This window comes from Zobellia russellii, from assembly GCF_044597075.1.
In the GTDB taxonomy this organism is placed as follows: domain Bacteria; phylum Bacteroidota; class Bacteroidia; order Flavobacteriales; family Flavobacteriaceae; genus Zobellia; species Zobellia russellii.
Genome location: NZ_CP139000.1, coordinates 3,748,406 through 3,773,420 on the forward strand (window position 1 = coordinate 3,748,406; position 25,015 = coordinate 3,773,420).

19 protein-coding genes and 1 tRNA gene are annotated in these 25,015 nt (G+C 40.0%); 12 read left to right on the top strand and 8 right to left on the bottom strand.

What is annotated here, in order from left to right:
- Positions 1-61 precede the first annotated feature (61 nt).
- Positions 62-592 (top strand): hypothetical protein, encoded by a 531-nt coding sequence (locus SJY45_RS15405; RefSeq protein ID WP_400071851.1) that lies wholly within the window; start codon positions 62-64, stop codon positions 590-592.
- On the opposite strand, the gene SJY45_RS15410 is transcribed toward SJY45_RS15405, so the two are convergent.
- The gene (locus SJY45_RS15410) at positions 589-1,566 is read right to left on the bottom strand and encodes an acyl transferase (protein WP_289061292.1); all 978 of its coding nucleotides are present in this window, start codon (positions 1,564-1,566) and stop codon (positions 589-591) included. The genes SJY45_RS15405 and SJY45_RS15410 overlap by 4 nt on opposite strands.
- 265 nt (positions 1,567-1,831) lie before the next feature.
- Between SJY45_RS15410 and SJY45_RS15415 the strand changes: the two genes are divergently transcribed.
- The gene (locus tag SJY45_RS15415) at positions 1,832-2,263 is read left to right on the top strand and encodes a peptidylprolyl isomerase (RefSeq protein WP_215438679.1); all 432 of its coding nucleotides are present in this window, start codon (positions 1,832-1,834) and stop codon (positions 2,261-2,263) included.
- Positions 2,264-2,370: 107 nt separating this feature from the next.
- On the opposite strand, the gene SJY45_RS15420 is transcribed toward SJY45_RS15415, so the two are convergent.
- Together SJY45_RS15420 and SJY45_RS15425 are read right to left on the bottom strand one after the other, a co-directional pair.
- Complete coding sequence (locus SJY45_RS15420) at positions 2,371-2,694, bottom strand: T9SS type A sorting domain-containing protein (RefSeq protein ID WP_215438678.1); 324 nt, start codon at positions 2,692-2,694, stop codon at positions 2,371-2,373.
- Between the two features lie 228 nt (positions 2,695-2,922).
- Positions 2,923-3,231, bottom strand: a complete 309-nt coding sequence (locus SJY45_RS15425; protein ID WP_215438677.1) for a T9SS type A sorting domain-containing protein — start codon at positions 3,229-3,231, stop codon at positions 2,923-2,925.
- A 330-nt stretch (positions 3,232-3,561) separates the two neighbouring features.
- Between SJY45_RS15425 and SJY45_RS15430 the strand changes: the two genes are divergently transcribed.
- The 4 genes from SJY45_RS15430 to SJY45_RS15445 all read left to right on the top strand — a co-directional run bounded on the left by SJY45_RS15430 (position 3,562) and on the right by SJY45_RS15445 (position 10,105).
- Positions 3,562-5,493 carry a hypothetical protein gene (locus tag SJY45_RS15430; RefSeq protein WP_400071854.1) on the top strand — a complete coding sequence of 644 codons (1,932 nt, stop codon included), beginning with the start codon at positions 3,562-3,564 and terminating at the stop codon, positions 5,491-5,493.
- A gap of 12 nt (positions 5,494-5,505) precedes the next feature.
- Positions 5,506-6,171 carry a DNA-binding response regulator gene (locus tag SJY45_RS15435; protein ID WP_400071856.1) on the top strand — a complete coding sequence of 222 codons (666 nt, stop codon included), beginning with the start codon at positions 5,506-5,508 and terminating at the stop codon, positions 6,169-6,171.
- 108 nt (positions 6,172-6,279) lie between these two features.
- Entirely contained in the window at positions 6,280-6,489 is a 210-nt protein-coding gene (locus SJY45_RS15440) for a hypothetical protein (RefSeq protein WP_400071858.1), read from the top strand.
- A gap of 217 nt (positions 6,490-6,706) precedes the next feature.
- Complete coding sequence (locus SJY45_RS15445; RefSeq protein WP_400071860.1) at positions 6,707-10,105, top strand: LamG-like jellyroll fold domain-containing protein; 3,399 nt, start codon at positions 6,707-6,709, stop codon at positions 10,103-10,105.
- A 192-nt stretch (positions 10,106-10,297) separates the two neighbouring features.
- Here the strand turns inward: SJY45_RS15445 and SJY45_RS15450 are convergent.
- The 4 genes from SJY45_RS15450 to dnaE all read right to left on the bottom strand — a co-directional run bounded on the left by SJY45_RS15450 (position 10,298) and on the right by dnaE (position 16,388).
- Positions 10,298-10,371 (bottom strand) — tRNA-Asp (locus SJY45_RS15450).
- 72 nt (positions 10,372-10,443) lie between these two features.
- Positions 10,444-11,373: a DUF58 domain-containing protein gene (locus SJY45_RS15455; RefSeq protein ID WP_400071862.1), complete on the bottom strand. Its 930-nt coding sequence runs from the start codon at positions 11,371-11,373 to the stop codon at positions 10,444-10,446.
- Positions 11,374-11,492: 119 nt separating this feature from the next.
- A complete protein-coding gene (gene trxA / locus SJY45_RS15460) occupies positions 11,493-11,810 on the bottom strand; it encodes a thioredoxin (RefSeq protein WP_038237640.1) in 318 nt (105 codons plus the stop codon).
- Between the two features lie 141 nt (positions 11,811-11,951).
- Positions 11,952-16,388 (bottom strand): DNA polymerase III subunit alpha, encoded by a 4,437-nt coding sequence (dnaE, locus tag SJY45_RS15465; RefSeq protein ID WP_400071864.1) that lies wholly within the window; start codon positions 16,386-16,388, stop codon positions 11,952-11,954.
- 307 nt (positions 16,389-16,695) lie between these two features.
- On the opposite strand from dnaE, the gene SJY45_RS15470 reads away from it, so the two are divergent.
- Both SJY45_RS15470 and rimM read left to right on the top strand, forming a co-directional pair.
- Complete coding sequence (locus SJY45_RS15470; RefSeq protein WP_215438663.1) at positions 16,696-17,232, top strand: 30S ribosomal protein S16; 537 nt, start codon at positions 16,696-16,698, stop codon at positions 17,230-17,232.
- Positions 17,233-17,247: 15 nt separating this feature from the next.
- The gene (rimM, locus tag SJY45_RS15475) at positions 17,248-17,778 is read left to right on the top strand and encodes a ribosome maturation factor RimM (protein WP_400071867.1); all 531 of its coding nucleotides are present in this window, start codon (positions 17,248-17,250) and stop codon (positions 17,776-17,778) included.
- Between the two features lie 38 nt (positions 17,779-17,816).
- Here rimM and SJY45_RS15480 read toward each other — a convergent pair whose 3' ends face one another.
- Entirely contained in the window at positions 17,817-18,860 is a 1,044-nt protein-coding gene (locus SJY45_RS15480) for a sugar phosphate isomerase/epimerase family protein (protein WP_400071869.1), read from the bottom strand.
- A 470-nt stretch (positions 18,861-19,330) separates the two neighbouring features.
- On the opposite strand from SJY45_RS15480, the gene SJY45_RS15485 reads away from it, so the two are divergent.
- Genes SJY45_RS15485 through SJY45_RS15500 form a run of 4 tightly spaced genes read left to right on the top strand, consistent with a single transcriptional unit; the run spans position 19,331 to position 25,015 of the window.
- On the top strand, positions 19,331-21,682 hold the full coding sequence (locus tag SJY45_RS15485) for a PSD1 and planctomycete cytochrome C domain-containing protein (RefSeq protein ID WP_400071871.1): 2,352 nt from the start codon (positions 19,331-19,333) through the stop codon (positions 21,680-21,682).
- Positions 21,683-21,684: 2 nt separating this feature from the next.
- Entirely contained in the window at positions 21,685-23,178 is a 1,494-nt protein-coding gene (locus tag SJY45_RS15490; RefSeq protein ID WP_400071873.1) for a DUF1501 domain-containing protein, read from the top strand.
- Positions 23,178-24,212 (top strand): 6-bladed beta-propeller, encoded by a 1,035-nt coding sequence (locus SJY45_RS15495; RefSeq protein ID WP_400071875.1) that lies wholly within the window; start codon positions 23,178-23,180, stop codon positions 24,210-24,212. Before SJY45_RS15490 ends, SJY45_RS15495 begins: the two co-directional genes overlap by 1 nt.
- Positions 24,209-25,015: a chitobiase/beta-hexosaminidase C-terminal domain-containing protein gene (locus SJY45_RS15500; protein WP_400071877.1), complete on the top strand. Its 807-nt coding sequence runs from the start codon at positions 24,209-24,211 to the stop codon at positions 25,013-25,015. The genes SJY45_RS15495 and SJY45_RS15500 overlap by 4 nt, the downstream gene beginning before the upstream one ends.

Here is a 25,015-nt window from a genome sequence, read left to right on the forward strand (position 1 = left end):
TAGACTAAAACGGGTTTGGAAAGCGTTATGTAGCTAGTAACATTTTTCAAACCCGAATTAGATGCGTAAATTTTTATTGATTCTTACCGTTTTTGCTACACTGACTTCTTGTGATAAGTTAGACGAGCTTACCAAATTTGATCTGGATTATACAACCCAGGTGACCATTCCATCCACAGCGGGAATAGATCTTCCTTTTGAAATCTTTACACCCGATGTAGAAACTAATTCGGAATCGGAATTTGAGGTGAATGATACGCGTAAAGATTTGATCGAGGAAATTAAACTAACTAAGTTGGAATTGGAGATTACCTCTCCGGACAATAGTGATTTTAGTTTTCTTGAATCTTTAAAAGTTTATATTTCTGCAGAAGATTTAGATGAAATTATGATAGCTTCTAAGGATGAGGTAGAAGAAGCTGTGGGTGATGTTTTAGATGTAGATGTTATAGACGTAGATCTTAAGGATTACATCAAAAAAGATAAATTCAATCTTAGATTGGAAACCGTTACGGACGAGGCAATCAGTACGGATCATGAGATTGACGTAAACTCTACATTCTTTGTTGATGCCAAAATATTGGGACTTTAAAGAACCATTAAATTACAGCCTCTAACATCGGAATGGTCAAAACGGCCCAATACTTCAAAAGTGCCGTTTTCATAGGTCTTGCCTAAATCTTGCGTAGCTATAAATGCACATGAATCAATATTTGCCAGATCTATAACATTAATACCTCCAGTTTTTTTATGGTCTTGGTAGGCTAGTGGGTCTTCCGTATCGCGGATTAGGATTTTCATCCAAGGAGGAGTTTCAAAAATACCGTTTCCTTTTGAATAGCCTTGGGATAATAGTTCTGTCATGCCATATTCAGAATGTATGACCGGTACGCCAAAGCCTTCTTTTAAGATGGAATGAAGTTCTTCGCGAATAAGTTCCTTTCGTCGGCCTTTCATGCCGCCCGTTTCCATAATTACGGTGTTCTTTAGTTTTAGCGTATTGGTTTCAACCATGTCCAAAAGGGCAAAAGAAACTCCAATAAGCAATATTTTTTGACCGTTTGCGTCTAGTTGAATCAGTTTGTTGCGTAAACCATTTAGGTCGTTAAGATAAAAGCCGCTATCCGGATGCTGGCTCTGCTTGATCATATCATCAACCATATAAATAAGAGATGAGCCTTCTCTTTCCAGATAAGAAGGTAACAGGGCCAGAACGCAAAAATCTTCAACTTTACCGTAAAATAGTTCAAATGCATGTCTGAAACTTTCCTCATACAGAGAAAGCCGGTTTACAAAATGTTTGCTGGTATTGCTTCCGGTAGTACCGCTACTTGTAAAAATTGTTTCTGGGTGCTTATCTCCGGAAATAATTTCTTTTGATTTAAAAAAGGAAATGGGTAAAAAGGGAATTGCGGAAACTTCATCAACATTTGCATCGGACTTACCTAAATAGGAACAAAATTCTTGGTACACGGCATTGGTGCGATATTGGTGCCTAAAAACTTTTAAAGCTTGGGCGTCAAATTCACTCTGTGTATTTATTTTAAATATTTCACTACCGTTCATAATGCTATTCCTTGTGCAAAAATAGTGATATCCTTTTCTGTAAAAAATAAACAAGATGGGTAAAAGTGTATAATTTTAAGGTATCTGGTTATTCATAGGTAACCATTTTTTTAATTGTTAATTCTTTTAACTAATCAGGTGTAAAATGTTAATGTTTTCTAAATACAAGGAAGGCTTGGGTTAAAGATTTTGTAGCCGTTTTTATACCTGTACCTTTACCAAAATAGCTATAAAATAGCATTTTGCTGTTTTTTAAAATGATATTATGAGTCAAATTAAAGAGAACGATAAGGTAAAAGTACATTACACAGGTAAGTTGACTACAGGTGAAGTTTTTGATAGCTCTGTTGAAAGAGGAGAGCCTATTGAATTTACTATGGGTCAGGGACAATTGATACCTGGGTTTGAAAAAGGTCTGATTGATATGAAAGTCAATGAGAAAAAAACCGTTAATATACCTAAAGAGGAAGCTTACGGAGAGCCTAAAGCAGAATTGATACAGGAAGTTCCAAAGAGTCAATTGCCACAGGATATTGAGCCTAAAGTAGGAATGGGACTTGTTTCTCAGACCCAAAGCGGGCAGGAAATTAATTTATTGGTTACTGAGGTAAAGGAAGAAAGTATTGTTGTTGACGGTAACCACCCTTTAGCAGGTAAAGACCTTGTTTTTGATTTAGAGGTAGTAGAGATATTATAAAGTTGTATCATATGAACTCCTAAAATAAAGGGAGGATATGGTAAAACATTATATATTTGTTTTTTAATTAAATTGAAATAGCTCCTGAAAGGGAGCTTTTTTTTTGGCTACTTTACAACCAGTTTTCGGTTGCTGGTTTTTTGATTTTCCGTAACCTGAAGCACATATACACCCGGTACAAGCCTAGAGATATTTAGATTGCTCTTGGAAATTTGGTCCGTAAGCACAATTTTTCCGAAGACATCGTAAACTTTAATATATTTTGATTGGTTGTCTCTGGTAATAACATTTACCACATCATTAAAAGCAGGATTGGGGTATAGCTTAAAACCGGGAATTTCTTCTTTTTTTTGATTTTGAAAATCAAATGAATCTTGGGCGGACATTCCAATGGTAAATACCATGAAAAGCATAAAGTAGGTAATGCGCATAACTATTGATTTGGGGTCAACGGTTTAAAGGTAGAAAATGGGGCGGGTGATTGTTCTGAAATGTTGTGAAAATGGCCTGGGTGTTGGTGAACGTCACATCAGTTTCCGTTCATCGCTATTTTGTTACCATTCATCGACAGGTGTTTGAAGTTTGCCGACAGGTGTCTTGGTTGTAATAAATTGAAAATAAGAGGGTTCGGAAAAGGTGTTGTTGCAAAAAGAGGAGTGCTACTTAACGATTAATTTTCTTGTAGCTACTTTATTGTTTTGGTAGACCCGTAATACATAAACACCGGCATCAAGATCAGAAAGATAGAGTTCGTTGCCGTTAATTTTGGTTTCTAGAACCTGCGTACCCAAAACATCATAAATTAGAACCTGTTTGGGTGCATTATCATTTGTGCTAATGTACACCTTGCCATTCGTAACAGGATTTGGGTAAAGTTTAAAACCCTTGATATCTCCATTACTCTGGGTTTCTTGCCCATAGGAAAACGAGATACACAAGAATGTAATAATTAGGTAAAAGTGCTTCATATAATTATGTGAGCAAATAATATACCACGAATATACGAAATCTTTGTTTTGATCGTTGCCCGAATTTATGAAATGTAGGAAAATATGTATGTAAAGCCTTATGGGAACTGTAAACGGGCAATGTTTTAGATAGTATTAAGATATTTGTCTGGCTGTAAGCATGTTATTTGCTACTTTCTAAAATAGTAAACTAATTTTGGGTTAATTAGGCAGAATAGCAAGTCCTTTTGCTGGGCTGTTTGAATAGGGCGAGTACCAATTTAATTTACTATTTTGAGCCCTGCTTTAACGCATGATTATTTAGTTCAACCTCAGAATTCCCCATTGCTTGTGAAGAAGTTACTTTTTTTAGTTTCTTTTTGTTTCATGGTTTGTTGTTCTTCAAAGAATGAACCTTCCGGTGTTCGTAGTACTGGAGTTTCGGACAGCACTTTGGTGTATTATAACCTTTCAAAAGAGAAGTCGCTTTCACTCCAGGAAAAATTACGGGCCATAAATGCATCTTACAAAAAACTAAAAGACCCCGTTGTTGATTCCCTTTATGGGTATGTGCTTGATGAAAAGAGTATGCTTCATTTTAGCTTGGGTCAATATGATAGTCTTTTGAAGTATAGTGATCTTTTGGTAAGTCAAAGGGATAAAATAGGTAAGGCATCGCTGTTAGCGGAACACTATTATTTAAGGGGGTATTATTTTGCTGAAATTGAGCACCATTATTTTAAGGCCGTTGAAAATTATTCACGTTCAAAAGAATATTATCAAAGTCTGAACGATAGTGTTGGGGTAGGGGACAACTTAATGAACATTGGTATTATTCAAAAGAACAACAACGATTTTTTTGGTAGTAAAGAAACTCTTACCGATGCCTTAAAGTTTTTAAAATCACCTGCGGATAGGGCTAATTGCTATAATACCTTGGCAACCAACCATAGAAAATTGTTGAATTTTTCCGATGCTGTAAAATATTATCAAAAGGCAATTGGTACCACACAATCAAATATTGATAAGCTCATCTATGAGAACAATCTGGCTGCAAGTTACATAGATAGTAAGGCGTATGATGATGCTATTGATTTGTTGGGTAGGATAGCAAATGACTCCACCTTAAAGAAACATCAGAAAGAATATGCTCGGGTTTTGGATAATTTGGCCTATGCAAAGTGGTTGGCAGGCTCTTCTGTCTGGGAAGATGAATTTCAAAAGCCGTTGACCATTAGAATTAATAAGGGAGATAAAAGAGGGCAAATAGCCAGTTATACGCATATGGGCGAATTTTATGGTGCTGCCAGTCTGGAAAAATCCAAAGTCTATTTTGATTCGGTCATACGCCTATCTAAATCTTTAAAAATACCGCGTGCGGAAAAAGATGCTTTAAAACAGCTGATGAAGTTATTGCCGGCAGATGTGGGAATGAAAAATAGGTATGTGTTTTTGCAAGATAGTTTGTACGAGCAAGAGTTAAAGGTAAAGACCCAATTTGCAAAATATAGGTATGATGACAGGTTTAAACAGGAGTCCATTCTACGTTTAGAAAAAGAAAATGCGGAACGCAAATTGGAAGTGGTTGAACAGCGAAATCAAAAAATTATATCCTATTCGGGCTTTGCGTTACTCTTATTCGTTTCTGTTTTTGCGGGGTTCTATTTAGTGCAACGGGCAAGGCACTTAAAACAGGAAAATAGGACAGTAAAGATAGAAGCTACATATGAGACCGAAGCTGAACTATCTAGAAAACTACATGACGATTTTGCCGGAAAACTAAATCATGCTATGGTTTTGCTCCAAAACGGAGCCCAGCGTACCGAGGTCCTAAACGTGGTTGATGGCCTTTATAACCAAAGTCGGGATTTTTCCAGGGAAATAAACGATGTGGATACGGGACCCAAATTCAAAGAAGTGCTTTTTGGTATGTTAAGTGGCTATGGCAGAAATGCGCAGTTACTAGTTACCGGAAGTTTGGAGGTAGAATGGGATAGTCTTTCTGCGTTAACGAAAAAAACCTTGTACAAAGTGCTGCAGGAGCTAATGATAAATATGCAAAAGCACAGTGGTGCTACAGTGGTGTCCATTCATTTTGAACAGTTAAAGAAAAAATTGGTAATTAGTTATACCGATAACGGTAACGGAGCAACAAAAAGTAGCTTAAATAATAAAAATGGACTCTGGAATACAGAAAAGCGTATTCAGGCAATAAAGGGAAGTCTTACTTTTGATTCAGATAAGGGCGATGGTTTTAGGGCCCAGATTGAAATTCCGAATTAAAAAGTGCAGATTATGTTCAAAAAAATACTCATTGCCGAAGATTTTCAGGACACCAATAAAGGTATAGTCAATGCCTTGGAGAACCGGTTAGAGGTAGAGGATATACAGGAAGAACTGTATTGCGATAAGGCGTACAATAGATTTAAGGTTGCTTTTCAAAACGGGGAGCCGTATGAATTGTTAATTACGGACCTCTCGTTCAAGGAAGGGCCGGTAGAACGCAAACTAACTTCCGGACAATCGCTAATTGACGCTATACGGGCGGTAGATCCCAATATAAAGATTATTGTAAATTCTATGGTAGATGACCCAGCTGAAATCAATCCTCTTTTTACCGATCAGCAAATAAACGGTTATGTCTGCAAGGGCCGTAATGGGTTGAATGAATTGATTATGGCTATACAGGAGGTATCCCAGCACCGTACCTATGTTTCTCCGCAAATTAACCTAAACGGTGGGAACGCCCTTTTTGAATTGGATAAGTATGATCTTATGATTCTACAAGATCTTGCAGAAGGTTTTACCAAAAAAGAAATCTCCGAAAAATTAAAGAGCCAGAATATTTCTCCTAACAGTGAGAGTACCATAGATAAAAAAGTAAGCAGATTGTTTGATGCTTTTGGGGCAAAGAACACCCATCACCTCATAGCCAAACTTATAAAACAAGGAAGAATCTAACACTATATTTTTCATTATATCACCCGACCAATAAATGTCAATCCCTTACGGATATCTGTAAGGGATTGTTTTGTAAAGGTGTTAGGTTTGGCAAAAGTTTTATAACCAATGACCAGATACTATGTTAACAATACGGCTCAGGCCAATGGAGACTATGATGTGCATAAAGAAGATTGTAGTTTACTGGCCTTTATTTTGAGTAAAACCGATTTAGGGGTTCATGGTTCTTCTTATTTGGCGGTAGATGCAGCTAAAAAAATTTATAAGCAGGCAAACCCTTGCCAACGTTGCGCAAAGGGCTGTTGTAGTCCATCCTAAAAGTTATAAAGAATAAGACCGGCCTGCAGAGGAGATGATTGGGGGATTGTCAAATTTGTGGGTTTGGTCTTTAATACTGATGATTCACACAATAAAAAGTTCTACTGTGCGTTAGAATCGTTAAAATGCAGAAAATATCGGTGAATGACATCTAGTGCACGTGATTCATACGTATGTGTAATGTTACAGACAAATTATTCAAAATCCCCCATTCCCCATGACTTCATTTATTGATTACTTTAAAAGTAAACCCCTTTACAAGCAAAATTTTTTACTAGTTAGAATTGTTTTATTGGTAATGCTCTTGAGCTGTACAAGTGCAAGTGTATTTGCCCAAAAAACCAATTTCTCCGTGATGGAGGTTGTTGAAATAGAATTCAACAGCCAACAACAATATAGCAACCCTTACATGGAAGTAGATGTGTGGGTTGAGCTAAAAAAAGAAGGTTCGGCCGGTGAGGCATATCGTATTCCCGTATTTTGGGATGGCGGAAATGTATTTCGTGGTCGTTTGGTGGCTACTTCGCCCGGTAACTGGTCTTGGAAAGTGCTAGACGAGACCGTTACAAAATCTGACCGTGGTTTTATTGGTAAAAGCGGAACGTTTAGTGCATCTATTGCAGACGTGAGTAGCAATCCCAATAATCGCGGATTTATCAGGGTGGCCCCTAACAAACGAACTTTAGAGTATGCAGATGGTACTCCCTTCTTTTTCACAGCCGATACGTCTTGGTCCGCATTGACTGCAGTATTTGGTTTTGATCGTGCTAATGACATTTCCGGTATATCGTTTAAGGATTATATTTCAGCAAGAAAAAAACAAGGCTTCAACGGGCTTAACGTTATTGCAAGTTTTCCGGATGATACCTATTTGGAACAGTTAGGAAGAAATTTGGATCGCCCGGGTAAAGAAAGCGGATTGTGGGCCAGTGAGACTTGGGGTGAGAAAATTGCACCTAATGGTGAGACTCCTTTTGAATTGAAGACTAGAGGGCAATCCATAACCGATAAACTTCCGGAAGCGGATTATCAAAAAATTGACCCAAAATATTGGCAGTCCGTAGACCAGCGGATGCAATTCCTGTCAGAGCAAGGATTTGTAACCTTGTTCGAATCCATAAGAAGACATGAACGATGGCCATTTCGTTCTCAGGTAGAGAAAAATGCGTTTTACAATTATATCCGCTATCTGTGGGCGCGATATGGATGTTACAATATGATTTTTAGTTGGGTGCACCATGATACCAACTCGGGAAATGTATATCCAGAGTGGTTAAAATTGGTCAAACACGCAAATAGTGAACTTAACAAAAAAATTGGAGGGTATAAAATGCCCTATGGTCAGCCTAGGACCGCAATGTCATACAATACAACATTAAAGAATTGGGAACGGGATATACCTACTGCACTTGATATTCAAAATGTGAGTAATGCCGAGAGGGATGAGACCATGCACTCTTGGTTGCGGGATATTTATCACGGAAGAACAACTAAACCTGCCTTAAATTTAGAACCGTTTTATCCAGGTTGGGGTCTGCATTCCATGAACGAAATCAATCCGGGAATGGATGACACCAGCATGGCGCAAATGCAAATGTACGGTTCCGTGCTAAGTGGTGGTCTGGCGGGCCATGCTTGGGGAGATGCGTGGTACGCTGGTGCGGCAAGTTCTACCTCAAGGTCTGGAGGAGCTACCGTTGTGCCTGTTAATGAGCCTCAGGTTAGCGCGCTTAACGCGTTTGAATCCCAGTCTATGGGGCATTTAAAAGATTTTGTATTGGACAAGGGGCATGATTACAGTCAATTGGTGCCTGCTGCGGATACTCATTTAAGTGATAGTCAGGACTACTTGCACACCTTATCTGTGTCCAAGGACAAATCGTTCGCACTTGGTTTTTTTACGGCAGACTCTAGAAAGAACGCTAAAGCGCTGCCCACATTAAAGAACTTACAACCGTCAAAGACCTATCAGTTTCAATGGTGGGATGTGAACAATGGAGGTTGGATTTCCTCGGAGAATATCACAACAAATAGTTCTGGGGCTATGAAAACACCAACTGTACCCAATAATGACCGGACCAAAGGTTGGGCGTATAGAATTAGAACAGAAAATCTTGTTGATGAGGATGATGTAGATACTGATGAGACGGATACGGATACTGATACCGATTCGGATATCAATTTTGCCCTTCGCATCAACTCTGGTGGGCAGGCAACAACTTACAAAGGAGATACGTTCTTGGCAGATACTTACTATGATGAAGGCTTTACGTTGAATAGACCTCAAACCGGTCTTGATGATCCGTTCAAAAAATTCAGATTTAGTCGTTCCCAGGTAATGAGTTATAATATTCCATTGAAAAACGGAGACTATACGGTAAAGCTTCATTTTGCCGAGTTGTGGTTTGGTGCTACCGGAGGAGGTTCCGGAGGTGTGGGTAAAAGAGTTTTTGATGTAAACCTAGAAGGAGTATTGGTAGAGGATAACCTGGACGTTTTTGCCCAAGTTGGAGCGGAGACCGTGCTTACTAAGGCGTACACGGTAAATGTTTCCGATGGACAATTAGAGATAGATTTTTCTTCACTGCCATTAGATGGGGGTGTTAGGCATCCTATTATTAATGCCATTGAAATTTTAGAGACGCAAGAAGAGGTAGAGGTTCCACCTGTTGCCGATAGTGAAGATGAAAGTATACCTGATTTAGTGGGGCATTGGCCGCTGGATGAATTGAACGGGGTGAGTGCGGGTGATACGAGCGGACTTGGACGTACAGGTGTGCTTCAGGACGGATTAACTTTTGATAAGGATAAAGTAAGTGGTCAAATAGAAGGAGCTTTGTGGTTTGATGGTAGTGATGACCACATTCGTCTGCCAAATCTAGATGATAATTTACAGGAGGGCTTTTCGGTTTCGGCTTGGGTAAATCCTAGCAATGCAGAAGGTGGCTACCAAGGAATCGTAGGTAGTACTACTTCTGGAGGATTTATGATGTTCGTTAACCGGGGTAAACTTGGTTTTAAGGTAACTACACAGGAGAACCGAAGAAAATTAATAAGTAAGGGAATTATTAAAAATGATGTGTGGCAAATGGTTACCTGTACTTATGATGGTAGTGATATGCGTTGGTATATAAACGGAGAAAACGTGCACAGTGAGGCGCTCTCAGGTACTTTAAAAGATAGGAATGTAGCTTGGATAGGATGGTCCGGGTGGGGCAAAGAATATTTTAAAGGCGGTATTGATGCGGTGCGGTTGTTCAGTACGGCACTTACCAAGCAGCAAGTACTGTCCTTGTTTGAAGAAGAAAGTGCGGCAACGGGCTCTGGAGATTTGGCTTCCAAGTTGGATGTATCAATGGATAATAATGTGAGGGCTAGAGTTACTCAGCCTGCATACGTTCATCCTAATCCAACTGTTGGTAACTTTAGGATAACCGGAATTGTAGAAGGTGAAAAAGATATTGTTGTGGCCGATTTTTCTGGACATGTATTACTCTCCTTAAAAACGGATGACGCAGAGCCCGAGTTAGACCTTTCGGCATATCCTGATGCTATCTATATAGTTAAAGTGCTTCAAAATGAGCTCGAATGGAGTTTTAAAATAATAAAGGAATAGGTGTAACTAATAAAACATGTTTCTTTTAAGACGTATAAGAATAGACCATGGCATTTTTGTTGTGGTCTTTTTTTTGTTTGAAACCCAATAAAGTTGTCGCTTTACTTTTTGAGGAAAGACTATTTTAGGAGGAGAAAGGAGAGGTGATAGTTGAAATTAAAAAAGCCTCCAACTTGCGTTGAAGGCTTTTCGCGGTCTGGACGGGACTCGAACCCGCGACCCCCTGCGTGACAGGCAGGTATTCTAACCAACTGAACTACCAGACCGTGGCGTTTAGCGAGTGCAAATATACACCGCATTTTCAATTGCACAAACAATTTTCAATAAATTTTTCAGCTTTATATGAATTTCTTTCGTTCCGTTAAATAGGTGTTGAGTATTTGGGAGAAGTTGCCCTTTACATCAATTTCCACATATTTAATTTTGTATTGAGCGCATTTTAATTTTAAATCTTCAAAATAGGAGCGAACACTACGTTCGTAGGATTCTTTTATGTTACTGGAATACAAATCTATATGTTCTCCGGTCTCCACATCTAAAAAGCGTTTTGGAGTATTGTCAAAATCAAAATGGTATTCTTTAGACTTGTCCATGAGGTGAAATAACACCACTTCGTGCTTGTTGTATTTTAAATGTCTAAGGGCTTCAAAAATTTTTTCGTCGTCTTCAGAAGTTTGGAACATATCCGTAAAAAGAAAAATTAGGCTTCTTCTCTTAATGTTCTCCGCTATTTGGTGTAAATAGGTGTAGGTTTCTGTCTGCTGTGCGGGTTTGGTGTCTTGGCTCAGTTCACTTAGTTTGGCCAATAACATTTGGTGGTGCCGTTCACTACCCTTTTCCGGGGCATAAAAATTATAGTTGTCCGAATAAACACTTAGCCCAACAGCGTCTCTTTGCCTTTTAAGGATGTTCATGAGCGCCGCTATGGCCAATACCCCAAAACTTATTTTGTTCAAATTTGTAACCGACAGGTCCTTTGTCTGCGGATAGTACATAGAGGCCGAGCTATCCAAAATCATATGGCATCTCAAATTGGTCTCTTCTTCGTATCGTTTGGTGTACAGTTTATCTGTCTTGGCGAAAAGTTTCCAATCTATATGTTTTGTGCTTTCGCCGGCGTTATAGATTTTATGCTCTGCAAACTCTGCCGAAAAACCATGAAACGGACTTCTGTGAATGCCACTTATGAAGCCTTCCACAACCTGATTGGCCAGAAGCTCTAGATTTTGGAAAAGTGATGTTTTGTTTAATTCGGATTGCAGGTTCATGTTACTAAGATAGGCATTAAACCGGAACTTTATCAGGACGGGAACTTGGGTTTAGGGTATAAAAAAATCCCGCTAAAAGCAGGATTTTTTTATTGTTCTCCTCAATAGAGAGGAATATATTATAAAGCAGCGTCAATCGCGTCTGTATATACTTTCTTAGGAGATACACCAACTTGACGGTTAATGATCTCACCATTTTTGAATACCAATACAGTTGGAATGTTACGTACACCGTATTTGGCGGCAAATTCTTGATTTGCATCAACATCAACTTTACCAACAACGGCTTTGCCTTCGTATTCAGAGCTAACTTCTTCAATGATAGGTCCTACCATTCTACATGGTCCACACCATGCTGCCCAAAAATCAACTACTACAGGTTTATCGCTTTTTAATACTACTTCATCAAAAGTAGCGTCTGTTATTTCTAATGCCATGATTTTATGTTTTTATATATTATGCAAAGTTAGTCAAATATCTAACGGTTTCCTTACTAACGATACATTGGTTTTAGCTATTGTGTTATCAATCTAATTTATAGGGTCCAGAATTCATATTCTGGGAGGTAGTACACTGGTCTAATTGAGTTTATAATGTACATCATTCTTCATTAAATCCGCCAATAGCTCACTATTGATCTGTACTTTTTGTTTTCGGCAAGTGAGGCTTACTTTAATTTCTTCTTGCATTTCGTAAACAATAAAGTTAAGCGGATGGTTGCCCGGATAAGCGGTAAGGGTGTCCCTAAGTTGAATTACATCTTTCTCTTTAAGGTCATCTATATTCAGTTTAATGGTGAGTTTCTTGGCGTAAGCTTCCATCACCTCCTGTAAGAGCATAAAACTATTGAACTGAATACGCGGGTCTCCTTTTTTGCCGGTTTCTCGGTTGGTCCATCCATCTTTTACGAATACCTTGATATAGGCGAAGGAATTGATCATTAAGAAATGTCTGAACTTAAGGTATTCTTCTCCAAATATCCTGAACTCGTACGATTCCGAATAATCCTCAACAGTAAATGCGGCCCAGCCTTTTCCGTTTTTGGATACGCGGTGCTGTACGTCAGTAATAACACCCGCAAAAGCCAACTCCCGATTTACAACGTTTTGCAGATCGCTCAAATCTGAAAGGGAGGCGTTGCAAAAGGCATCTATTTCAGTTTTAAAATCATCTAACGGGTGACCTGAAATGTAAATACCCACCACTTCTTTTTCCCTGCGGAGTTTTTCCATGGTGCCCCATTCCTCACATGGAGGAACTACGGGTTCCGGTATCTGTACTTCGCTGGCATCACCAAAAAGACTAACCTGACTTGAGTTTTCGCTTTCTTGAAACTTGGCACCATATTTTATGGTTTTTTCCAGAAAGGTAACCCCATCACCCTCATCATGAAAGTACTGAGCCCTGTGGGTGTCTCCAAAAGAATCAAATCCGCCGGCAACGGCTAAACTTTCAAACGCCTTTTTATTGGCAGCACGTAAATCTATTCGCTTTGCGAAATCAAAAACCGACTTAAACGGGCCTTCTTCTTTTCTGTTCTCTACAATGGTTTCCACAGCGCCACGGCCAACACCTTTTACCGCACCCATACCAAAACGCACAGCACCGGCATCGTTTACGGCAAATTTGTAGTAAGATTCGTTTACATCTGGTCCAAGTACATCTAAGCCCATACGCTTACATTCTTCCATGAAAAATGTAACCTGTTTAATATCGTTCATGTTGTTACTCAATACCGCGGCCATATATTCGGCAGGGTAGTGGGCCTTGCAATAGGCAGTTTGGTACGCAATCCAAGCGTAACAGGTAGAGTGCGATTTGTTAAAGGCGTAGGCAGCAAAGGCTTCCCAGTCTTTCCAAATTTTTTCCAATTTGTCTACGGCATGCCCTTTTGCTGAAGCTTGTTCAATGAACTTGGGCTTCATTTTATCCAGAACGTGCTTTTGCTTTTTACCCATGGCTTTACGCAAAACATCGGCCTCACCTTTGGTAAAGTCGGCCAATTTTTGAGAAAGGAGCATCACCTGCTCTTGGTACACGGTAATTCCGTAGGTTTCCGCCAGATACTCTTCACAAGCATCCAAATCATATACAATTTCTTCTGTACCGTGTTTACGGGCAATGAAGCTAGGTATATATTCCATTGGGCCTGGGCGGTACAGGGCGTTCATGGCAATTAGATCAGCAAAAACCGTTGGCTTTAATGAGCGCATGTGTTTTTGCATACCGGGGGATTCGTATTGGAACACACCAACTGTTTCCCCTCGTTGAAAGAGCTCGTATGTTTTTACATCGTCAAGCGGAAAATTCTCTGGGTCTAGCTCAATACCATGTTTTGCCTTTACGATTTTAACGGTGTCCTTGATCAAGGTCAGCGTTTTTAATCCCAAGAAATCCATTTTTAGCAATCCCGCATCTTCCACAACGGAGTTGTCAAACTGGGTACAGTACATGTCCGAATCTTTGGCCAAAGCCACAGGTACGAACTTGGTAATATCATCTGGGGTAATAATCACCCCACAGGCATGAATTCCGGTATTACGAACTGAACCCTCTAAGATATATGCTTGGTTCAAGGTTTCGGATTCTAGCCCGTCCCCTTCGGAAATATTAAGAAGTTCGTTTATTTTTTCGAGCTCTTCGCTATTGAATTTGCTGCGAAGCACTTTTTCGTCAATCCCAATAATTTTTTTCAGTTTGGACATGTTGGGGATCAACTTTGCCATACGATCCGCATCGCCCAGAGGTAAATCCAACGCCCTTGCCGTATCTCTAATGGAAGACTTGGCGGCCATGGTACCGTAGGTGATAATTTGTGCCACCTGATTGGATCCGTACTTGTCAATTACATAGTCCATTACCCGGCTACGGCCCTCATCATCAAAATCAATATCAATATCGGGCATACTTACACGATCCGGATTCAGGAAACGCTCAAAAAGCAGGTCGTACTTAATGGGGTCTAAATTCGTAATCCATAAACAATACGCAACGGCGGAACCTGCAGCCGAGCCACGACCAGGACCAACCGATACGTCCATACTACGTGCGGCCCTAATGAAATCCTCTACGATCAAAAAGTAACCTGGGTAGCCTGTCTTTTCAATTACTTGAAGCTCAAAATCCAGCCTTTCGTCAATTTCAGGTGTGATTTCGCCATACCTTTTCTTGGCACCTTCATAGGTGATATGGCGTAAGTATTTGTTTTCCCCCCTTTTGCCACCGTCCAGTTTATCTTCTTCAAACTGAAACTCCTCGGGAATGTCAAAAGCAGGTAATAGTACATCCCGGGCCAAGGTGAACGTCTCTACCTTGTCCACAATTTCCTGAATGTTGATTATGGCTTCCGGAATGTCCTTAAAAAGTTCTTTCATCTCGTCCGAAGACTTGAAGTAGTACTCCTGGTTTGGCAATCCGTATCTGTACCCACGACCACGGCCTATAGGCGTGGCTTGTTTTTCGCCGTCTTTAACGCATAAAAGAATATCATGCGCATGTGCATTTTCCTTAGCGGCATAGTAGGTGTTGTTGGTGGCTACGAGTTTAACATTGTGCTTTTTGGCAAACTGTGTCAGAACTTGGTTTACCCGGTCTTCATCTTCTTGACCGTGGCGCATAATTTCTATGTAGAGATCATCGCCAAAGGTTTCTTTCCACCAAAGCAATGCCTCTTCAGCCTGATTTTCACCAACGTTCAGTACTTTACTTGGTACCTCGCCGTATAAGTTTCCGGTAAGCACCATAACGTCTTCTTTGTACTGCTCTATAATTTTTTTATCGATTCGAGGTACATAGTATTTTCCGTCCACAAAGGCAATGGAAGACATTTTTGCCAAGTTTAGGTATCCTTTTTTGCTCTTGGCGAGCATAACAATTTGATACCCGTTGTCTTTTTGAGATTTGTTGGTGTGGTCTTCACAGACCTGAAATTCGCAACCTATAATCGGGGTAATTTCCAATTCCGGTTCCGGTAATTCGTTCAACGGTTCTTGTCCTTCTTCAAGTGTACCGTTTTGTGTTGCTTCGTAGCGCTTTAAATTGGCCTCGTTTCTTGCAACAACCCCTTTGTTGTGGTTGAGTACGCCATTTACAAAATGGAATGCACCCATCATATTGGCGTGGTCGGTCATTGCCACCGCTGGCATTTTTGCCTTTGCCGTGTTGGCAATCAAATCCGGAATACTGGTGGTAGATTGCAGAATGGAGAACTGGGTGTGGTTGTGCAAATGAGCAAAACTGGCCGACTCCAATGTAGCCAGATTTTCCTCAATTTCTTCTTGGGAAACGCCACCAGTGTCCTTTTCCCAAAGTGCGTCGGCTATTTTTTTAGAGGCCTTTTTAAGGTTAATGTGTTTTAAGCCGATAAGTTGAATTTCCTGAGGATTGGCCTTGTTGAAATTCTTGAAATAATCGGGCTGAACATCTAATTGTTCAGTAGTATACTGATGCTTGCGAATAAGCTCCAAAAAGCAACGTGTAGTTGCTTCAACATCTGCAGTGGCATTATGCGCTTCGCCAAAAGGTTCGCCAAACAGGTGTTGGTGTAGTTCCGTAAGCGTGGGGAGCTTAAATTTACCACCACGACCACCGGGAATTTGGCAAAGCTGTGCCGTATGCTCCGTACAGGTATCTAGAACCGGAAGTTCCTGCAATGGGTTTTCAACACCTAAACGGTGAAATTCCGCCCCCATAATATTTACATCAAAACCAACATTTTGCCCAACAATAAACTTTGTTTTGGACATGGCTATGTTGAACTTCTCTAGAACCTCCGAAAGGGAAACACCTTGTTGTTCGGCCAATTCGGTAGAAATACCGTGAATTTGCTCGGCGTCATAAGGTATGTTGAATCCGTCTGGGCGCACCAAATAATCTTGATGTTCAATACAATTACCCATTTCATCATGCAACTGCCAAGCTATCTGTATACAACGTGGCCAGTTGTCCGTATCGGTAATTGGGGCGTCCCAGCGCTTGGGAAGTCCGGTGGTTTCCGTATCAAAAATGAGGTACATAAGAGTTCGTGTTTCAGCTTAAAAAAGAGACTATAAAATTAAGCAAAAAGAACGCTCTTAGAACGAATGACTTGTTAAGAGTTATTAACGGATCTGAAGTTTTAAGGGTTCTTGTAAGCAAAGGGTTTAAAGCGAGTGCGTTAGGTTGTAATTGTCACGGCTCGGAAAAAAGACAGGCAATGCATCATTTTTATTAAAATTGAGTAGGTGTACATCAAAAAGAAATTCTATATTTGCAGCCCTTTAAAAGGGAAGATTTTAAAATGAATTAATAACAAGGGTCGGGCACCCTACAAATTAATGTGATATGCCAGTTAAAATTAGATTACAGAGACACGGTAAAAAAGGAAAACCATTTTATTGGATCGTTGCTGCGGATAGCCGTGCGAAAAGAGATGGTAAATTCTTGGAAAAATTGGGAATCTACAACCCAAACACCAACCCTGCTACTATTGAATTGAACATTGATAATTCAGTACAATGGTTACAAAACGGTGCACAACCAACAGATACAGCTAAAGCTATTCTTTCTTATAGAGGAGTACTTTTAAAGCACCACTTATTAGGAGGTGTTCGCAAAGGTGCTTTGACCGAAGAGCAAGCAGAAGAGAAATTTAAAGCTTGGTTAGAGGAAAAGGAAAGTAAGATTGCTTCTAAAGTTGATGGTCTTGACAAAGAAAAAGAGCAAGCCAGAGCAGAAGCTTTGAAAGCTGAAAAAGAAGTAAACGAGAAGCGTGCTGCTGAAGCTGCCGCTGCTGCATTGCCAGAAGCTCCTGAAGCTGAAGAGGCAGACGCAGAAGAAGCTCCGGCCGTAGAAGCTGAAGCATCTAAAGAAGAAGAATAAATAATTTAGGAACGAATGCGTAAGGAAGATTGTTTCTACCTCGGTAAAATCGTTTCTAAATATAGTTTTAAGGGTGAGGTACTGGTGAAGCTAGATGCCGATGAACCCGAAGTATACGAAAACATGGAATCAGTTTTTGTCTTGATGAAAGACAATGCACTGGTTCCATTTTTTATTGATAGATGTCGCTTACATAAATCGGCCTTACTGCGCATAGATTTTGAAGAAGTAAAGGACGAAGCTGCTGCAGACCGTATCATGGGGCACGAGCTCTATTTGCCCTTATCCGCTCTTCCCAAATTAGAGGGTGATAAATTTTACTTTCATGAGGTCATAGGGTTTGATGTATTGGATGAGACGCACGGCAACATTGGAAAAATAACCGGGGTTAACGATACTACTTCCCAAGCTATTTTTGAAATAGAAAAAGACGGTAAAGAAATTTTAGTGCCTATCATTGATCAAATCGTAAAGAAAGTTGATAGGGATAATAAGACCGTTCACGTAAGCACACCGGAAGGTCTTGTAGACTTGTATTTAGGGTAAACCAGGCTTGTTAGGCCCGGTCTACCTTTTTTTGGTGCTTATTTCAGTGCTTTCTTGCAAAACTCCACACATTTTTGGACTTCCGCCACGGCATTAGAGCCTTGTGGGATATCATACTCAAGTTCTATAGTTCCCGGGAAGGTATAGTTTTTGTCCTTCATTAACTCTAACGCACCTGCCAACGGAGTGTCACCACTGCCCCAAACTAGATTTCCTTTCCCGTGTTCCGGTGTCTGTCTGTCCTTTAAGTGCATACTCTTAATATGCTCATGTTTGGTTTTTATGATATCTAGAGGGGCGGTATTACCTGCAGCAACAAAATGGCCCAGGTCTAAATTTAAGGCATTATATTTTGATTGCTCCAAAGCTGTATCCCAAAGGGTGGGTGTCTGTTGTTCGTGGCCATGGTAAGCAATATAAATTCCATGCTTTTTAGCAAAGTTTCCTAGTCTAAGTGTAGTAGCATCGTTACTTGGATGCTCTACGGTAACGTGGCTGGCACCTAAAACTTTTGCTGTTTTCATACCCCAATCAATATCTGCATCAGAATTGTTTTTACCAAAGGTGTTTCTTGGCTTAAATGCGTATATCTGCACTCCGGCATCGTTGTACATTTTTCTGAACTTCTCAAACTTTTTCATATCGGCATTCTTTCGCCATTCCGTTACTTTGGCATTGTAGACTGCTTGTTCAGCTTGTATCTCAGCTAGCTCCTTTGCTTCGTTATCCGAAATGGCTCCGCTTTTTTTCTTTTTCATCAACCCAAAGTATACACTTCTGTCCAATGTGTTTTCTGGTCTTCCCGCGAAAGTCTCGGCAGGGTCGCCAATCAATTCAATAGCATTTATGCCGCAGTCCAAGATATATTTTAAAGTAGCTTCAGCACTTTGATCTTCCATGCTCCTAAAGGAATAGGTAATAACCCCTATCTGTACTCCATTAAATTTGGAATTGGGTTTATTGAAATTTTTTAATATGGACGGAGCGCCAAACAAAGATGGGGTAATGAGACTTGACCCTGCGGCTAACGTTAAGGTATTTCTTAAAAATTTGCGTCTTCCGGATTTTGAGTTGTTTTGCATTTTGGTATAATTTGGTTAAAAGTGTACGTGAGTTTTATAATTGTTTATTGCTACAGGCAAGCTGAAATTATAATTTTTAAAGGGTAATTTCTATCAAGGAAATTAAGTATTTTCAATTCTAGGAACAAGTATTACAAACACTATAACAAAAAGAAAGACTGTTAGGTGTATTTGTAAATTAAGGCAATTCGATTATATAAATTAACCAATTCATTCAGGTAGGATGGATCAAGTTCAGGGCTTTATGGGAAGTTGTATTTGACGTAACTTCTTGTTCCTTTTTGTATATAGGAGGGAGGTTGGGGGTGCCGTGTCTGCTGCCAAGGCGACTTTTGTTAAAATGGCAGTATTTGGCATTCTGTTTTGAAATTTTGTTAGTATTTAGCTCTTTTGCTTTGTTATTGGTCGAATTTTAACGGTTATTAAATGGTAAAGTTTGTAAGTTCATTACAGATTTAAAACCACCATCAATGACCAAGAATGTAATGAGCCAATTGTTCAGCATTGCTGCTTTTGTTTTTGCAAGCTGTATATTATGCAGTTGTGCTTCTGAAGCTGATAAGACAATTGCACTGGAAGATGGCAATAAAGAAACGGCCATACCCGAAAAAATCGATTTCACTTTTCATGTAAAGCCTATTCTATCGGACCGATGTTTTATATGTCACGGTCCGGATAAGAATGCCGTTGAAGGTGATCTATCCCTTCACTCCGCCGAAGAAGCATACAGGGCTTTAGGCGAACTTAAAGACCATGCGGCCATTGTGCCCGGTAATGCATCTAAAAGTAGTTTGGTAGAGCGTATTTTCAGTGATGATCCTAATTTGATCATGCCACCACCGGAATCTAACCTGGTTTTAGAGGATTTTGAAAAGGCTATTCTAGAAAAATGGATAGCACAAGGTGCCGAGTATAAAACGCATTGGGCATTTATACCACCTACTCTGCAAGAAGTGCCGGAAAATGTTGGTGCTAAAGTTTGGGGCAGTAATGAAATAGATGCTTTTATCTTGAATAAATTGACCGAAAAAGGGTTGAGCCCTAGTCCTCGGGCAAGTAGTGAAAAACTATTGCGCAGAATTACTTTTGACTTAACCGGATTGCCACCCACTTTAGAGCAAATAGAAAAATTCGCGGCAAATCCTTCACAGGAAAAATATGAAGAGGTTATAGATTCATTGCTGTTATCGGTAGATTATGCCGAAAATATGGCTGCAGAATGGATGGATATTGCCAGATATGCGGATACACATGGCTATCAAGATGATTTTGAACGTACCATGTGGCCTTGGCGAGATTGGGTTATTCACGCTTTTAAGGAGAATATGCCATATGACCAGTTCGTAACCTATCAATTAGCGGGTGATCTAATGCCAAATGCCAATCTAGAACAAATATTAGCTACCGGTTTTAACAGGAATCACAAGATAACTGCCGAAGGAGGGGTGATTCCTGAAGAATACCGGGTTGAATACGTAGAGGATAGAAATACCACGCTGGGTACGGCGTTTTTGGGGCTTACCTTAGAATGTGCAAGATGTCATGACCATAAGTATGATCCCATTAGTCAAAAAGATCACTTTCAGTTTTATAGCTTCTTCAATACAATACCAGAAAAAGGCTTGTTGGATAATGCTGCAGATTTGCCTGAACCTTACATTAAAGTGACGCAGAAAGAGGTGAACGATATTCTAGGATTCATCAACCTAGAGAAAAGTGAGATGAAAGAGGTGCCGGTGATGGTGATGAAAGAAATGGATCAGCCTAGATCTTCATTTATATTAAAAAGAGGTATTTATGATCAATATGGCGATGAGGTATTTCCTGATACTCCGGAATCCATTTTACCTTTTGATAACTATCCGAAGAACAGATTAGGATTGGCAAAATGGTTGTTTGATGATGAGCACCCACTTACGGCAAGGGTTGCGGTGAACAGATTATGGCAGCGAATGTTCGGTAGTGGTATTGTAGCATCTTCTTTCGACTTTGGTAATCAAGGTTCGTTGCCTACACACCCGGAATTGTTGGATTATCTGGCTATCAAATACAAAACTGAAGGTTGGGATACCAGAAAAATGTTGAAGTACATTGCAATGTCCGAGGCATATCAGCAAGATACAAAGGCTAGTCCCGAGAAGTTGGAGCAAGATCCTGAAAATAAATATTTGGCGCGCGCCTCTCGTTTACGACTTTCTTCCGAGGCTATTCGTGATCAAGCCTTGGCGTTTAGCGGATTACTGAATAGGGAAGTGGGCGGTCCTAGTGTTAAGCCCTATCAGCCAGAAGGTATCTGGGAAGAAACTACGGGTGGCGGTGGTGGTAGTACGGCTTCCTATACCTTAAGTGAGGGTGAAGATGTGTATAGAAAAAGTATATATACGTTTTGGAAACGTACCGTTCCACCACCAAGTATGATGACTTTTGACAGTAGCTCAAGAGATTATTGTTCGGTTAAAAGGCAAGAGACTAATACCCCGTTACAAGCTTTGGTATTATTGAACGATCCACAAATAGTTGAAGCCGCAAGGGTTGCCGCCGTAGGTGAGATGGAGGCAAACCCCAATGCGGAGAGCGAGCAAATAAAAACCCTGTTTTACAAAGCGACCTCTCGTATGCCCAATGAGACGGAGATACAGTCTTTGACCGATTACTATACTGAAATGCTGTCGAAAGTTGAGAACGGTGAAATTTCTACAAGCGAGTATTTAAGTATTGGCAGAAGTGAAGTACCTACGGGTTTGGACAAAGAAAAGTTAGTGGCAATGACCTTAACGGCACACACAATTTTGAATTTAGACGAAACTATAAATAGAGGCTGATTATGAGCGAAAAGAAAATAGTTGAAGAGCGGTCGCTAATTCTAAACAGGCGATCTTTTTTAGGAAAGGCTGCATTGGGAGTTGGTGGAATTGGATTGGCTTCTTTATTGGGTACAAACTTATTTAGAAAAGGTGAAAACGGATTATATACGGCAGATAGCGGACCTACTGGGGTAAAGGGGGTGTTGGATTCGCTACATCATCCATCCAAAATTAAAAGAGTCATTTATTTATTTCAAAGTGGTGGTCCTTCGCAATTGGAGCTGTTTGATTATAAGCCGCTTTTAAACAAACGTAGAGGTGAAGATCTGCCGGAATCTATTCGTAACGGACAACGATTAACGGGTATGACTTCCGGTCAAGATAGATTTCCTTTGGTGGGCTCTAATTTCGGATTTCGGCAGTATGGTAAAAATGGCACCTATATTAGTGACCTTTTGCCTTATACCGCCAAAATTGTAGATGATATCTGTATTGTTAAATCAATGTACACGGAAGCTATTAACCATGATCCTGCGGTAACATTTTTTCAAACGGGATCACAGCAACCGGGTAGACCAAGTATTGGCTCGTGGTTAAGTTACGGGCTGGGTAGCGAGAATGAAAATTTACCCGCTTTTACAGTGCTTCTGTCAAGAGGTTCGGGTAGACCTAACGGGCAACCGTTGTATACGAGACTTTGGGGTAACGGGTTTTTACATTCCCTTCATCAAGGAGTACAATTCAGAGCGGCAAAAGATCCTGTTTTATATTTGAATGACCCTAAAGGAACTACGGCAGATGTTAAAAGATCTATGCTTGATAAATTGGCAGAACTCAATGATCAACATTACCAAGAATCTAACGATCCGGAAATTCAAAGTAGAATTGCCCAGTATGAAATGGCATATAGAATGCAAACTTCTGTACCAGATGTCATGAATACGGATGGTGAGCCAGATTATATTTATAAGATGTATGGTTCGGATGCTAAAATTCCAGGGACTTTTGCAGCTAATTGTCTTTTAGCGAGACGATTGGCAGAGAAAGATGTTCGTTTTATACAATTGTACCACATGGGCTGGGATCAGCATGATAATCTTCCTGGAGCAATAGAAAAACAGGCTAAAGATGTGGATCAAGCATCGGCGGCTCTGGTGGCAGATCTTAAACAGCGTGGTATGTTAGAAGATACTTTGGTGGTTTGGGGAGGAGAATTCGGTAGAACCAATTACTCCCAAGGCTTGCTTACAGATACCAATTACGGTAGAGATCACCACCCAAGATGTTTTACCATGTGGATGGCAGGTGGTGGTATTAAACCGGGTATTGTCTATGGTGAAACCGATGATTTTGGGTATAACATAACCAAGAACCCGGTGCATGTTCACGATTTTCAGGCTACTATGTTGCATCAGTTGGGTATTGATCATGAGAAATTCACCTATAAATATCAAGGTAGACGATTTAGGCTTACCGATGTTGAAGGTCATGTGGTTAAAGATATTTTATCGTAATGCAGAGAAGAACATTTATAAAAAATACCGCCGCAGCCTCAGCGGGACTTTTAACTTGCTCTTCTTTTGGCGCAAGTATATTGGAATATAAAGATGCGGTTATAGGTCATGGCAGTCACCAGTATAAAATAGATTTGAACTGGGGTGCATTGAATTCTAATTACCATCCGGTGAACGATTGCCATGAAATGGTGCAAGATTCCAAGGGCAGGATTTTATTGTTAACCAACCATACCAAGAACAATGTTATTGTTTATGACCGTTCTGGTAAATTGTTGGAAACTTGGGGAACGGATTATCCCGGTGCGCACGGTTTAACATTGAATGTTGAAAATGGTGAGGACTTTCTGTACATAGCGGATAACAATAGGCATGAGGTGATTAAGACTACCATAGACGGTAAGGTGATACAAGTTTTTTCGTATCCCAAGGAATCGGGAAAATATACTGCCAAGGAGCAATACATACCTACAGAAACGGCTATTGCTGAAAATGGCGATGTATATATTGCCGATGGTTATGGGTCTCAATACATTATGCGGTACAATGCCAAAGGGGAGTTGTTACAGACTTTTGGCGGTAAAGGCGATGCAGAACACCTTTTTAATAATGCCCACGGTATTTGTATAGATACCAGAGGCGGGAAGTCTCCCGAACTTTTAATAACAGCAAGACAGCAAAATAAGTTGAAACGGTTTACCATGGATGGGGAATTTATAGCAAGTATAGATTTGCCCGGAGCATATATTTGTAGACCGGTAATTAAGGGTGATACCATTTATTTGGCAACTATCTGGTCTGGTGATGGGTCTGATGGTACCGGATTTATCTCCATATTGGATAAACATAATAAACTTATATCCGCACCTGGCGGATGCACACCCGTTTATGGGGAAAATGGTTTGGAGCCCATGTATCAATCCATCAAAATATTTACGCATCCGCATGATGTATGTGTAGATGATGAAGATAATTTATATGTTGCTCAGTGGAATTCAGGGAAGACGTATCCTATAAAATTGAATAGAATATGATCAAACGAATTTTCTATTCAATAGCTATAGTTCTACTATTGTGCCAAGCCTGTATTTCTCAAAATACGGAACATGCACCAACAGCCTTATTTCAATTATCCAACCCTCGTGTTCAAGTGTCGTCCATATTTTTCGATTCGTATACTATGCTCAATTTCAGCATAGATATGCCAAATTCAATAATAAAATATACCTTGGATGGTAGCTCGGTAAATCAAAATGCAAAGGTGTTTTCTGGACCATTGAAAATACAGGAAAGTGCCGTAATCAAGGCTAAAATGTTTCATCCGGATTATAAAGAAAGTGATGAAGTTGTATTAGAAGTGGTAAAGATTGCCAAGAACAGTGCTATTAAGCAGGTAGCAATTAAACCGGACCCTAGTGAGAAATATTCAGGTAAGGGTGCTATGGGATTATCGGATTTGAAAAAAGGAAGTGCCCAATTTGCAGGGGATAAACAGTTTATGGGTTTTCAAACGGAGAAGATAACGGCATCACTTCAGCTTGAAAAGAATAGCACGGTCAATAAAATAGTGGTCAGTGTATTGACCAATCAATCCAACTGGATATTCGCACCTGGTAAAATTGAAGTTTTTAATGAGGGGGAATTAATAGGAGAAAGGACATTTGCAAAGAGTGAACAAGAAACACCTAATAGTTCCACATTTTTACATGTACCGGTAAGTACAGGAATGTACAATACGTTGAATGTGGTAATACATCCACTAAGCGAAATTCCAGCATGGCACCAAGGAAAAGGAACAACGCCTTGGGTTTTTATAGATGAAATAATTATACAATAG